Origin of the sequence: Collinsella sp. LCP19S3_B11 (assembly GCF_052121915.1) — a bacterium.
In the GTDB taxonomy this organism is placed as follows: domain Bacteria; phylum Actinomycetota; class Coriobacteriia; order Coriobacteriales; family Coriobacteriaceae; genus Collinsella.
In genome coordinates, this window is the sequence record NZ_JBQKDI010000003.1 from 115,071 (window position 1) to 127,863 (window position 12,793).

At 58.4% G+C, this 12,793-nt stretch carries 15 protein-coding genes and 1 tRNA gene; 13 read left to right on the top strand and 3 right to left on the bottom strand.

The features are described 5' to 3' along the window. Positions 1-100: 100 nt before the first annotated feature. The 8 genes from ACTQV4_RS03070 to nagA all read left to right on the top strand — a co-directional run bounded on the left by ACTQV4_RS03070 (position 101) and on the right by nagA (position 6,791). A complete protein-coding gene (locus tag ACTQV4_RS03070; RefSeq protein WP_117743271.1) occupies positions 101-544 on the top strand; it encodes a PTS fructose transporter subunit IIA in 444 nt (147 codons plus the stop codon). After that, positions 544-825 carry a preprotein translocase subunit YajC gene (yajC, locus tag ACTQV4_RS03075; protein WP_022094612.1) on the top strand — a complete coding sequence of 94 codons (282 nt, stop codon included), beginning with the start codon at positions 544-546 and terminating at the stop codon, positions 823-825. Before ACTQV4_RS03070 ends, yajC begins: the two co-directional genes overlap by 1 nt. 36 nt (positions 826-861) lie before the next feature. Continuing rightward, entirely contained in the window at positions 862-1,344 is a 483-nt protein-coding gene (agaV, locus tag ACTQV4_RS03080; protein WP_154514998.1) for a PTS N-acetylgalactosamine transporter subunit IIB, read from the top strand. 90 nt (positions 1,345-1,434) lie between these two features. Next, complete coding sequence (locus ACTQV4_RS03085) at positions 1,435-2,235, top strand: PTS mannose/fructose/sorbose/N-acetylgalactosamine transporter subunit IIC (protein ID WP_154514996.1); 801 nt, start codon at positions 1,435-1,437, stop codon at positions 2,233-2,235. Further along, entirely contained in the window at positions 2,225-3,307 is a 1,083-nt protein-coding gene (locus tag ACTQV4_RS03090) for a PTS system mannose/fructose/sorbose family transporter subunit IID (protein WP_138374505.1), read from the top strand. The genes ACTQV4_RS03085 and ACTQV4_RS03090 overlap by 11 nt, the downstream gene beginning before the upstream one ends. A 184-nt stretch (positions 3,308-3,491) precedes the next feature. Beyond that, a complete protein-coding gene (locus ACTQV4_RS03095) occupies positions 3,492-4,223 on the top strand; it encodes a GntR family transcriptional regulator (protein WP_427794005.1) in 732 nt (243 codons plus the stop codon). Between the two features lie 114 nt (positions 4,224-4,337). Beyond that, a complete protein-coding gene (gene agaS / locus ACTQV4_RS03100) occupies positions 4,338-5,504 on the top strand; it encodes an SIS domain-containing protein (RefSeq protein ID WP_441569266.1) in 1,167 nt (388 codons plus the stop codon). Positions 5,505-5,621: 117 nt separating this feature from the next. After that, positions 5,622-6,791, top strand: a complete 1,170-nt coding sequence (gene nagA, locus ACTQV4_RS03105) for an N-acetylglucosamine-6-phosphate deacetylase (protein ID WP_441547002.1) — start codon at positions 5,622-5,624, stop codon at positions 6,789-6,791. 75 nt (positions 6,792-6,866) lie between these two features. Here the strand turns inward: nagA and ACTQV4_RS03110 are convergent, their stop codons facing one another. Continuing rightward, positions 6,867-7,451 carry a flavodoxin domain-containing protein gene (locus ACTQV4_RS03110; protein ID WP_229770598.1) on the bottom strand — a complete coding sequence of 195 codons (585 nt, stop codon included), beginning with the start codon at positions 7,449-7,451 and terminating at the stop codon, positions 6,867-6,869. A gap of 155 nt (positions 7,452-7,606) precedes the next feature. Here ACTQV4_RS03110 and ACTQV4_RS03115 point away from each other — a divergent pair, with 155 nt between their 5' ends. Genes ACTQV4_RS03115 through ACTQV4_RS03130 form a run of 4 tightly spaced genes read left to right on the top strand, consistent with a single transcriptional unit; the run spans position 7,607 to position 10,160 of the window. Further along, positions 7,607-8,488 (top strand): aldose 1-epimerase family protein, encoded by an 882-nt coding sequence (locus ACTQV4_RS03115; protein WP_154514986.1) that lies wholly within the window; start codon positions 7,607-7,609, stop codon positions 8,486-8,488. A gap of 58 nt (positions 8,489-8,546) precedes the next feature. Further along, positions 8,547-9,482 (top strand): hexose kinase, encoded by a 936-nt coding sequence (locus ACTQV4_RS03120; protein WP_441569267.1) that lies wholly within the window; start codon positions 8,547-8,549, stop codon positions 9,480-9,482. Between the two features lie 37 nt (positions 9,483-9,519). Continuing rightward, positions 9,520-9,654 (top strand): hypothetical protein, encoded by a 135-nt coding sequence (locus ACTQV4_RS03125; protein WP_441569268.1) that lies wholly within the window; start codon positions 9,520-9,522, stop codon positions 9,652-9,654. Between the two features lie 32 nt (positions 9,655-9,686). Next, positions 9,687-10,160, top strand: a complete 474-nt coding sequence (locus ACTQV4_RS03130) for a YhcH/YjgK/YiaL family protein (RefSeq protein ID WP_117778978.1) — start codon at positions 9,687-9,689, stop codon at positions 10,158-10,160. Between the two features lie 212 nt (positions 10,161-10,372). On the opposite strand, the gene ACTQV4_RS03135 is transcribed toward ACTQV4_RS03130, so the two are convergent. Next, positions 10,373-10,448: transfer RNA gene (locus ACTQV4_RS03135), tRNA-Thr, on the bottom strand. A gap of 206 nt (positions 10,449-10,654) precedes the next feature. After that, the gene (locus ACTQV4_RS03140) at positions 10,655-11,707 is read right to left on the bottom strand and encodes an aldose epimerase family protein (RefSeq protein ID WP_441569269.1); all 1,053 of its coding nucleotides are present in this window, start codon (positions 11,705-11,707) and stop codon (positions 10,655-10,657) included. A 206-nt stretch (positions 11,708-11,913) separates the two neighbouring features. On the opposite strand from ACTQV4_RS03140, the gene ACTQV4_RS03145 reads away from it, so the two are divergent. Next, positions 11,914-12,678: a DeoR/GlpR family DNA-binding transcription regulator gene (locus ACTQV4_RS03145; protein WP_441569270.1), complete on the top strand. Its 765-nt coding sequence runs from the start codon at positions 11,914-11,916 to the stop codon at positions 12,676-12,678. The last annotated feature ends 115 nt before the right edge of the window (positions 12,679-12,793 follow it).

Here is a 12,793-nt window from a genome sequence, read left to right on the forward strand (position 1 = left end):
CTTCAAAGAACGCTTTCCAAGAAGCTTTAAGGGCGAGCGCCCGCTGGCTTCCGAAAATCATCGGACTCAGATCGTACACACCTTCGGAAGGGAAATTTGAATGGTTGGCTTTATTCTTACCGGTCATGGACAGTTCGCACCCGGTCTCGCAAGCGCTATCGCTATGGTTGCCGGTGACCAGCCCGCTTTTACCGTCGTTCCTTTTGAGGGCGATCAGGCTGCTTCCTACGGTGAGGATCTCCGCGCCGCTATTACCGCCATGCGCGAGGAGTGCGATGGCGTGCTCGTCTTTACCGACCTGCTTGGCGGCACCCCGTTTAACCAGTCGATGATGATTGCCCAGGATGTCGACAACGTCGAGGTTCTGACTGGCACTAACCTCCCCATGGTTATTGAGCTTCTGTTCCTCCGCGGCAATGCCACGCTCGCCGAGCTTGGCGAGCAGGCAGTGACCGTTGGCCAGACGGGCATCACCGCCCAGACGGTCGCATCCGTTGCCGGCTCCGACGAAGAGGATATCTTCGGCGACGAGGACGGCATCTAATGGCCGATTTCGGAGCCAACGTCCTGAGCTCCTCGGTCGCTCTTTTAGGCCTGCTTGTCATCATGGGCTTGATTTACACCATCTGGTCGCAAATCAACATGAAGAAGAAGCAGAAGTACTTCAAGGAGCTGCACACCGAGCTCAAGCCGGGTCAGGAGGTTCTTTTCGCCGGCGGTATCTACGGAACCGTCAAGGGCATCGAAGGCGAGAAGGTCCAGATCAAAGTCCGATCCGGAGCCGTCGTAGATGTTTCGCGTTACGCGATTCAGGAGATCAAGTAACTGTCGTCAGCAAATAGCGAAAGGAAGCTGATCAACATGGCAGAACCCAACATTCTTCTTACCCGCATCGATAACCGACTGATTCATGGTCAGGTTGCCACCCAGTGGAACTCCACTCTGGGCTCCAACCTCATCCTCGTCGCCAACGACGACGTGTCAACCAATACCATGCGCCAGAACCTCATGAAGATGGCCGCTCCCGCCGGCGTCGCTACGCGTTTCTTCTCCCTGCAGAAGACCATCGACGTCATCGGCAAGGCGAGCCCGCGCCAGAAGATCTTCATCGTGGCCGAAACACCGGAAGACGTGCTTACGCTCGTCAAGGGCGGTGTGCCTATAAAGAAGGTAAACATCGGCAACATGCACATGTCGGAAGGAAAGCGCCAAGTCGCCACCTCTGTCGCAGTTAACGACGAGGATGTCGCTGCGTTTAAAGAGCTGCAGGAATTGGGGGTGGAGCTGGAGATCAGGCGCGTTCCGAGCACGCCTGTTGAGGACACGAGCAAGCTCTTCTCGTAATCCTCGTGATCCACATTGTCAGGAGTGAAACCCTGACGTTCTGTACGTGATATCAAAAGTGCGTACATGCATTTTGAAAGGAGGAGCAAGATGGAATACTCGATCATCCAGGTCGCTCTGGTCTTCATCGTCACGTTCGTCGCGGCAATCGACCAGTTCAACTTCCTCGAGTCTCTCTATCAGCCCATCGTCACCGGCGCCGTCATCGGTCTTATCCTTGGCGACCTCAACACCGGTCTTCTCGTGGGTGGTACCTATCAGCTCATGACGATCGGCAACATGCCGATCGGAGGCGCTCAGCCGCCTAACGCCGTCATCGGCGGCATCATGGCAGCCATTCTCGCAATCGCCACGGGCCTCGAGCCCAACGCGGCAGTCGGCCTTGCCATTCCGTTCGCTCTGCTTGGTCAGCTCGGCGTTACCCTGGTCTTCACGCTTATGTCGCCGCTCATGTCCTCCGCGGACAACATGGCTCACAACGCTGACACCAAGGGTATCGAGCGTCTGAACTACTTCGCCATGGCTCTGCTCGGCCTGATCTTCGCTATCGTCGTCACCCTGTTCTTCATCGCTGGCGCTACCATCGGTCAGACCATCGCTTCCGCCATCCCGGCTTGGCTGCAGACCGGTCTCTCCGCTGCAGGCGGCATGATGCGCTTCGTCGGCTTCGCCGTCCTGCTCAAGGTTATGATGAACCGCGATATGTGGGGCTTCTTCCTCATGGGCTTTGGCCTCGCGATCATCACCGTTGCCAACGATTCTCTGGCAACTCCTGCCCTGCTCATCCTCGCTCTCATCGGCTTCGGCATTGCTTTCTGGGACTTCCAGCAGCAGACCGAGCTGAAGGGTGCAGCTGTTTCTGACGGAGGTGACTTCGAAGATGGCATCTAATGAGTATGTGATCCCGGAGCACTACGAGGATCTCACTCCTGCTCCGCAGCTCGACCAGAAGACCCTCAACAAGATGGCTTGGCGCTCCTGCTTCCTGCAGGCCTCGTTCAACTACGAGCGTATGCAGGCCGCTGGCTGGCTCTACTCCATCATCCCCGGTCTGGAGAAGATCCACACCAACAAGAACGACCTCGCGGCTTCCATGAGCCACAACCTGGAGTTCTTCAACACTCACCCGTTCCTCGTCACCTTTGTTATGGGCATCGTGCTTTCGCTCGAGCAGAACAAGGTTGACATCCCCACGATTCGCGCCGTCCGCGTCGCCGCAATGGGCCCGCTCGGTGGTATCGGTGACGCCCTGTTCTGGCTGACGCTCGTGCCTATCACGGCTGGCATCACCTCCAACATGGCCATCAACGGCAACGCCGCTGCGCCGATCATCTTCCTGGTGATCTTCAACGCCGTCCAGTTCGCACTGCGCTTCTGGCTCATGAACTGGTCCTACAAGCTTGGCACCAGCGCTATTGACGCTCTGACCGCCAACATGCAGGCCTTCACGCGCGCCGCTTCCATCATGGGCGTCTTCGTCGTCGGTTGCCTGGTCGTCACCATGGGTGGCACCCAGATCAACCTCCAGATTCCCAACGGCACCACCCGTGGCCTCTCCGCTACTACCGTGATCGTCTCCGAGAAGGAGGCCGAGAACTTCACCGGTATGGAGGGCATCGATACCGAGACCGCTGAGGCCGGTACCATCGCCATGACCGATAAGGACGGCAACGCCCTCACCGCTTCCGATGCCGACGGCAACGCTGTCGAGTGCGGCGTCACCGATCTGGGCAACGGCATGGAGTCCGTGACCTACGGCACCGTTACCGAGGATCCGGTCAACTTCTCTGTTGCCGACACCCTCAACACCATCGTCCCGAAGCTCGTCCCGCTTATGCTTACGCTGCTGCTTTACTACATGTTCGCTAAGCACAGCTGGACCCCGACCAAGGGCATTCTGCTGCTCTTCGTCCTGGGCATCCTGGGCGCTGGCCCGCTTGGTCTCTGGCCGAGCATCTGGTAAGGCTCTAGCTTGAGGGGTGTGTCCCTACGCGGCTCACACCCCGACCCCTTAAGCCATGTGTATGTTAAAAGCCGCGTGCTCGAAAGAGCGCGCGGCTTTTGTTTTCTTGATGATTCGGATGTGGCAGACAGATAATGTTAACCACCCAAGGTAGTAGCCGAGTTTGAGAAAATGGGAGGATAGGATGGCGATCGGGGCGCGTAAGCAACCGCTGTACGATCAGCTGGTCGATATTCTGACCGAAAAGATTGACCATGAATATCGTGCCGGTGACATGATTCCTTCCGAGCGCGAACTTTCGGAGCGCTATGGTCTCTCGCGCACCACGGTACGCCTGGCTCTGCAGGAACTGGAGCGTTTAGGACTGGTGGTTCGGCAGCACGGTCGCGGTACCTTTGTGACCGACCGTTCGGCAAAGGCAACCAATCTTATGCAGTCCTACAGCTTTACCGAACAGATGCGCGCGATGGGTCGCGACCCCGAGACCACGATTCTCGAGTTTTGTGAGATGGAGGCCGATAAGAATCTAGCCGAGCATATGGGATTGCATATCGGTGATCGCATTTTTAAGCTCAAGCGCCTTCGTTCTGCCGACAACATGCCCATGATGGTCGAACGCAGCTATCTGCCGGTTCGTCAATTTCTGTCCCTAAAGCGACCACTGCTGGAGAGTAAGCCGCTTTACGATGTGATTGAGCAGGACTTTCAGCAAAAGATTCGCGTGGCCGAAGAGGAGTTCTATGCGAGCATAGCCCGTCCCACCGATGCCCACCTTTTGGCAATTGTCGAGGGGTCGCCTGTGCTCGATTTGGTCAGGACTACGTATAACGAGTCAAACGAGGTTGTGGAGTATACGCTCTCGGTTGCTCGTGCCGATCAGTTTAAATACAAGGTTTACCACCAGCGTAGCAACTAGTGTTCGCATCGTTTCCATATGGTGATTCCTTGCATTTAACTGGTTACTACCAGATAACCAACCGAAGTGTATAATTGCACGTCAGAGGATTACTTCTAGAGAGAGGTATTAGAAATGTTCGAGAAGAGTGTCGAGGAGCTCACCGAGCTCGGCGCCCAGATCACCACGGCCGAGATTGCTCAGCAGCCCGAGCTTTGGCGTGATACGCTCAACATCTATCGTGAGAACAAGGAGACCATCGAGGCCTTTCTGGCCGAGGCTCGCGCTATGGGCGAGGGCCGTCTGTCCGTTGTCTTCACCGGTGCCGGTACGTCTGACTACGTTGGCGATACCTGCGCCCCGTACCTGCGTCACGCTGGCAACACTGATCTCTACGACTTTAAGCCCATTGCCACGACCGACATCGTGAGCGCCCCGCGCGACTTCCTGCGTGCCGAGGATCCCACGCTCGTGGTTTCCTTTGCCCGCTCTGGCAACAGCCCCGAGAGCCTTGCCGCCGTTGCCGTTGCCAAGGAGCTTGTCCACAACGTCAAATTCCTCAACATCACCTGCGCTCCCGAGGGCAAGCTCGCCGTCGAGTCTGCCGATGATCCCAACGCGCTGACGCTGCTCATTCCGCGCGCCAACGACAAGGGCTTCGCCATGACCGGTTCTTATTCCTGCATGACCCTGCTCGCCACCCTTATTTTCGACACTGCCTCTGACGAGCAGAAGGCCGAGTGGGTCGAGACCATCGCCAAGATGGGCGAGGAGGTCATCTCCCGTGAGCCCGAGGTCGCCGATTACCTCGCTGGAGACTTCAACCGCGTGACCTACTTGGGTTCTGGCTCCTTCGGTGGCCTTGCCCAGGAGAGCCAGCTCAAGATCCTCGAGCTCGCTCACGGCCTGGTCGCCACTTCTTACGACACTTCCATGGGCTATCGTCACGGACCCAAGTCCTTCGTCGACGACAAGACCCTCGTGTTCGTGTTCGTCAACAACGACGCCTACACCCGTCAGTACGACATCGACATCCTCAATGAGATCGGTGGCGACGAGATCGCTCAGCACACCGTTGCCGTTCAGCAGGATGGCGCTACTGTCTACGAGGGTGAGTCCTTCACCTTTAAGGGCTACGAGGCACTTCCCGAGGGCTACCTTGCTCTGCCGTTCGTGATGTTTGCCCAGGCTATCAGCCTGCTTAACTCCGTGCGCGTGGGCAACACGCCCGACACGCCGAGCCCCACCGGCACGGTCAACCGCGTGGTCAAGGGCGTGACGATTCACCCCTTCACCGCTTAATCGCGTCCCCCTGTAAGGGCGCCCGTCCGCTCATAACGGCGGGCGGGCGCTTTTTGTTTTACGTGAGCTGGGTATAAACATCACCACAGCCAACTGCTTTAGAAGTAAGGAGTACATATGAGCACGTATGCAATTAAGGCTGACAAGTTCTTCTTGCCGGCAGGCCCGCAACTGGGCGGCTATCTTATGGTCGAGGACGGCGTCTTTGGCGCTTGGCAGGCCGACGAGCCCTCCTGCGAGATCAAGGACTACACGGGATCGTGGATCGCTCCGGGCATGGTCGACACCCACATCCATGGCTTCTATAACCATTCGACTACCGATAACGATCCCGAGGGCATCGATATCAGCTCGACCGAGCTCGCCCGTCGCGGTACCACCAGCTGGCTGCCCACGACGTTCACCGATGGCGTCGAGCAGATCAAGGACGCCTGCGCTGCCATCGCTCAGGCGGACGAGGGCCGTGGCCCCGACTTCTGCGGTGCTCGCATTCAGGGCATCTACCTGGAAGGCCCTTTCTTTACCATGAAGCACGTGGGCGCGCAGAACCCCGCTTATCTTATCGGTCCCTCCGAGGAGGTCTTCGATCAGTGGCAGGAGGCTGCGGGTGGTCGCATCGTTAAGAGTGCCATGGCAGCCGAGCACGACGGTGCCGCTGCTTATGCGGCTGCCCTGAACGCCAAGGGTGTGGTGACCAGCATCGGTCACTCCGACGCCACCTACGATGAGTGCATCGCCGCCATCAACGCCGGTGCCAGCTGCTTTACGCATACCTATAACGGCCAGCGCGGACTGCATCACCGTGAGCCCGGTGTTGTGGGTGCTGCCATGTCCACGCCCGAGACCTACGCCGAGATCATCTGTGACGGCAAGCACGTAAACCCTGGCGCTATCAAGGCGCTGCTGCAGGCAAAGGGCTGGCAGCATACGGTGCTCATTACCGACTGCCTGGGTTGCGGCGGCATGCCCGAGGGCAGCTACACCAGTGGCGGCATGGACGTCATCATGAAGGACAACCTGTGCTGGCTCGCCGACGGCAAGAGCATTGCCGGCTCGGTGCTCACGCTTGCCCAGGGCGTTAAGAACATCGTCGACTGGGGCATTGCCAGTGCCGATATCGCCATTCGCATGGCAACCGAGGTGCCGGCACGCTCCGTGCACATCGAGGATAAGTGCGGCAGCATCATGCCGGGTCGCGACGCCGACTTTGTCGTGTTCGACCATGAGCTCACCCTCGTCGAGACGTATGTTGGCGGTCAGAGCGTCGGTAACGCCTTTACCGAGTAACGATAGAAAAAGACGGCGGGCCCGAATCTGCTCGGACCCGCCGCATGGGTTAAACGCTCAAAAGTACCTTCACAGTTACAGCTTGTTAGCGATCTTCTTTACCGTGCGCTTAACGCCGGCCACCAGGCCTCCTGCAGGATGCTCCTTCTCGTATGCTAGGCGCTTCTCGCGCTTGGCGTACTCTTCGACGATGATGTCGCCATACTCGTCTTCGATCTTGTCGAAGAAGTCGACGGCGCCCTTAATTTCCTCAGCGGTCGGGTGTCCCTTTTGGACACCGCCGGTGAGTTTGAACGGCCCCCACGTATCAAAGCCGGGGCAGCCGTAGACACCCATAAAGATGGCCTGCCTCATGCGGCAGATGCCATCGATATCCTTGCCGTACCACTTGTTTTTGCCGCCGTAGGTCATAAGGCCAAACACCTTGTCCTGCGGCTGCAGCACGTTGGTGAGCACGCGTGCCATGTCCTTGTCGATCTCGGAGTAATAGATGCCCGTGGCGACACCGATCAGATGATATTCGTGCAGATTGGGATACTCGTTTTTGCCGAGCGCCTTGACATCGAGGGTATCGATCTCGGGGTGTGCCTCGACGATGGCGTCCACGAGCTTTTTCGTATTGCCGTGATGGCGCGAGGCGTAGAGGATGATGGTTCGCATAAGAAGGCCTTCCAGCTGTAATTGCATCAATGTCTGTATGGTACCCCGTTGCATGGCTGGGATACCGGACACATCGTTGAGCGTGCGGGTTTGTCCTTTGGTCAGGGCCGAGACGGATACTTGCGAGCAAAAGCAGTTGTTCGAAAGGATGGGCAATGGTATACGCTCTCTCCAACGATTCGATTTCTATTAAGGTGTCCACGGCTGGTGGTTCGTTTACCTCGATTGAGGCCGGAGGCCGCGAGTACTTGTGGCAGGGCGATCCCGCCGTGTGGTCCGGCCAGGCACCGATTTGCTTCCCGATTTGCGGAGGCCTGCGCGATGGCAGCGCCATGACGTTTGCCGGGCATCATGTAAAGCTCGCTCGCCACGGGTTTGCGCGCAAACAGGAGTGGAAGCTGCTGAGCCAAAGCGCAAACGAGCTGGCTATGTGCCTGGCTTCGGAGGATAACGCCGCGCTGCTGAGAGATTATCCCTACCCGTTTAAGCTTGTCGCTCGTTATACGCTCGAGGACGCTGCCGTGCGCGTTTCCTATGAGGTGACCAACGAGGGCACCGAGGACATGCCGTTCTTTATCGGTGGACACCCCGGCTTTAGGTGCCCGCTCGACGAGGGCGAGGCCTATACGGACTACGAGTTGCGCTTCGAGAAAGACGAGGCTGCGGAGCTTTGCACCGCCGTACCCTCGACTGGCTTGATTGATGTAGCTAACCGTTCAAAGAATCCCATGGTGGGAAAGACGCTGCCCCTGTCGCATGAGCTCTTCGATTTTGCGGAGACCATCTTTGACGTGCTCGAGAGTCGTCAGGTCACGCTTTCCAAGAAGGGCGAGGACAAGGGCGTTCGCTTGAGTTTTGAGGGTTTCCCGTACCTCATCGTGTGGAGTAAGCCCGAGGGCGATTTTGTGGCAGTTGAGCCCTGGGGCGGCCTCTCGACCTGCTCCGATGAGGACGACGTACTTGAGCATAAGCGCGGCTGCCTTGTCGCCAAGCCCAAGGAGACCGTCGTTCGCTCGTTCACGATTGAGATTCTGTAATTCCGTTTTGTCGACTCGTATCGCGAGGCCCAAGGAGCCCGCGAGATAAGGAGCTAAAATGATCCTCACCGTTACGATGAACCCGTCTGTCGATACGCGCTATCAGCTCGATGAGCTCATTATCGACGACGTCAACCGTGTGACGCCCGAAAAGACCGCCGGCGGCAAGGGTCTCAACGTGGCCCGTGTGCTGGGCCAGCTGGGCGACGACGTTGTGGCAACCGGTCTGCTCGGTGGCCATATGGGCGCCTATATGGTAGAGCTCATGGATGCCAACGGTATTAACAACGACTTTGTGCCCATCAAGGGAGAGACTCGCATTTGCCTCAACATCCTCCACGCCGGCAACCAGACCGAGCTGCTCGAGAGCGGCCCGACGATTGCCCCCGAGGAGCTGGATGCCTTTACCGCCAAGTTTACCGAGCTTGCGAGCAAGGCCGACGTCGTCACTATTTCGGGTTCGCTGCCCCGCGGTGTCGAGGCAGACTACTATGCCAAGATTACGGGCATTGCCGAGAACGCCGGCGCCAAGGTGCTGCTCGATACCTCGGGCGCTTCGCTTGAGGCTGCCCTCAAGTCCGAGGTCAAGCCCGAGCTGGTCAAGCCTAACCTAACCGAGATCAACGGCTTGTTGGGCACGAGCTTTACCACCGACGATGTGGACGAGCTCCGTGCTGCGCTCGCCTCTGACGCCCGCTTCTCCGATATCCCCTGGGTCGTCGTGTCCATGGGCGCTGCCGGCTCCGTGGGCTTCCACAACGGCCGTGCGTTCCGTGCCAAGACCCCCGATATTCCTGCCGTTAACGCTACGGGTTCCGGCGACTCCACTATCGCCGGTTTCGCGCATGCCATCGCTGCCGGCGCGGACGACGAGACGGTGCTGCGTACCGCCAACACCTGCGGCAAGCTCAATGCCATGGATCCCATGACCGGTCATCTGGTCATGGATCGTTGGGACGAGGTCTACAACGGCGTTGTCGTGACCGAGCTGTAAGAGCTTGGGCGTCGGCTCTGGCATCGGTTGTTTGCTTGTGGTTAGAGCCAACGACAAGTGCGGTAGCATTATGCCGGGGCGCGACGCCGATACTGTCGTGTTCAATCCCGACCTTACCCTGGTCGAGACGTATGTGGGTGGCAACAGCGTCGGTAACGCGTTTGCCGAGTAACCGCCAAAGAAACGATCCGAGAGGGGATTTAGATGATTTACGGTGCATTGGGCGATATCGAGGAGTACCGCGGAATGCTCAAGGGCCTCGACGTGCTGATCGACTGGCTCGAGGAGAACGACCCGGCGGAGCTCGAGGTCGGCAGCCATCCGATTTTGGGCGACAAGGTCTTTGCGAACGTCATGGCTCCCACGACGCGTCCCGAGGCCGAGGCTCACTATGAGACGCATCAGCGCTATCACGACCTGCAAATCGACGTCGAGGGTCGCGAGGCCTTTAAGGTCGCTACGGGCAGCCTGACGCTGGTCCAGGAGTTTGACGAGAAGGACGACTACGATCTGGTCGATTCCGACGCCTCGATCGCCGGCGATCTTGCCGACGACAAGTTCGCGCTGTTCGTTGCCGGCGAGCCTCACATGCCCACGCTCGAGTTCCCGGGCGATGGCGCGCAGCCGGTCAAGAAGATCTGCTTTAAGCTGCTTGCAGACGCCTACTGGGAGGAGTAGCGAACTGTCCGACTGAGATGTTCGTATGCTGGCGTGTTTTCCCTAAGGGAAGCACGCTACGACCCCGTTAATCGTGTTTTCCCTAGGGGAATCACGATTAACGGGGTTTCTGTTTTTGAATAGGGGAGCTGACGCTGTTGCGATGCGTGGGTGGGCATGCGCACTCAAAATCGGCAACAAAAAAGCCGCCCGAAGGCGGCTGTCTTGTACAATGGAGCCAGCGACCGGGCTCGAACCGGTGACCCCCGCTTTACGAGAGCGGTGCTCTACCAACTGAGCTACGCTGGCGGCCATGTGATGACGCAGCTGAGGCGTCAACGGCTGTCTATGATACGGGACATCGCAAATCCGCGCAAGTGCTCTGACGGCTTTTCTCACGTTAAATGCACTAATCATTCAAGCCGAGATGTGCCTGGTTGCCTACAACTAGGTAGAAAAACGCCCGTCGGCGGTGTGCCGGCGGGCGCTGCTGTGCGATATGTTGCGTTATGGGCTTAGTGCCTCATAAAGTGGTATTCGATCACATTGCTGTAGGGATGACCCGGGCCCACGATGCCCTGGGGGAACAGCGGCTGGTGCGGCGTGTCGGGGTACATCTCGGCCTCGAGGGCAAAGCCGGCGCCCCAGCCGTAGTTGGCATCGTCCTTGGCGTGCTCGTCGCCTAGCCAGTTGCCGGTGTAGAGCTGCACGCCCGGGGCGGTGGTGTAGTAGTCCAGCTCACGGCCGGTCCACATCTCCTCGACGTGCAGGGCACGGCGCAGATTGCGGCCGTACTGATAGCCGCCAATGCACAGGCAGTGATCGTAGCCGCGTGCCTGCTTAATCTGCGGATGGTCGGCCTCCATGCCAGGCGCGACGGGGCGTAACTCGCGAAAATCAAACGGTGTTCCCTCGACCGGAGCAATCTCGCCAGTAGGAATGTTCTGGTCGTCGATGGGCAGGTAGTGGGCAGCGTTAGCAACAAAGAAGTGTTCGCAGTCCATGCCGGCGTTATGGCCGGCAAGGTTAAAGTACGTGTGGTTGGTCATGGACACGTACGTGGCGCGGTCGCTCTCGCAGCCATATTCGATACGGAAGCGGCCGGTGTGCGTCACGGTAAACACGGCCGTAAAGGTGCGGTTGCCGGGCAGGCCCAACTCGCCATCCTCAAGTGAGGTGGTCATGCGCACGGCGTTGTAGGCCTCGTCAAGCTCAACATCCCACACGCGCTTGTGCAGGCCGTGCTCAAGATCGCTGTGCAGGTTGTTGGCGCCCTCGTTGGCGGGCATATGCCAGTCCGTACCGTCGATGGTGATCGTGGCGCCCGCGGTGCGGTTTGCCACGGGGCCGATGGTCGCGCCAAAGCAGGCGGGATTGTCAAAGTAATCCTCGAGCTTATCGAAGCCCAGCACCACATCGCGCACGTTGCCGGGAATGTCGGGCACATCGATACCCAGCACGGTGGCGCCATAGTCCATAATGCGAACGCAGATCTCGGGCCCGTTGAGGGTGTAACGATGAACGGGGGTACCGCACGGCGCGGTGCCGAAAAGCTCAGAAGTGATCATTTGGTTCCTAACATCGAGGTATTTCCGACAAACTGTAGCGCGAACAGGTGAGATTATCACTACATCCCACTAAAGCAGGGGGTATTTTTCTCAAAAAAGTGATGATTGGAGCTGTGCGGGCGTTCATTTTTGACGCGCACGAGTCTGATACAATTTGTTCGTTACTGTTTGAATGATATGCGCGCAAAGAACGGCGAGGATTCATCGTGATTAAAGCGGAGCGACAGGATAAGGTTCGTCAGCTGCTCGAGGAGCAGGGCACGGTCTCGGTCAAGGAGATTTCGGATGCACTGGGCGTCTCGGATATGACGATCCGCCGTGATCTTGAGGAGCTTGCGAGCCTGGGCGAGATCGAGCGCGTGCACGGCGGCGCCCGCAGTGCGCAGGGTCGTCCCCACGCTATGTTGCGCCACGAGTACTCGCACAGCGAAAAGCGCACCAAGCATGCCGAGGAAAAGCTGCAGATTGCGCGCCGCGCCGTGGAGCTTATCGAGGAAGGTTCGACCATCTTTTTGGGTACGGGCACCACGGTTGAGCAGATGGCATCGATGCTGCCGGCGTGCCGCCTGCGCATTGTGACCAACTCGCTTTCGGTGTTTAACCTGCTCGAGGCGCGAGAGGACTGCGACCTGTGCCTCGTGGGCGGCATGTATCGTCGCCGCACCGCCGCTTTTGTGGGACCAACGGCCGAGGATACCCTGCGTGCGTTGGGTATCGACGCGGCGTTTATCGGTGCCAACGGCATTTTGGACGGCGACGTGTCCACATCTAACATGGAAGAGGGTCGTATCCAGCAGCTCGCTTTTAGCAAGGCAGACTCGCGCTATCTGATCGCCGACTCCAGCAAGATCGGCAAGCGCGACTTCTACACCTTCTGCCGTCTGGACAGCCTGGATGCCGTGGTGTGCGAGCCGGGTATTACCGCCGAGGATCGTGCCGCCATCGAGGAGCATACGCAGGTTATTTGTTAGCTAACGCTGCAGGCGATACTTCTGCCCCCCTGCCGGCGCGGGGATTATCGTTTCAATATGACGTGCAGAATGACACGTATAAGTAAAAACACCATTTGTGCGTCAAATTTGATGA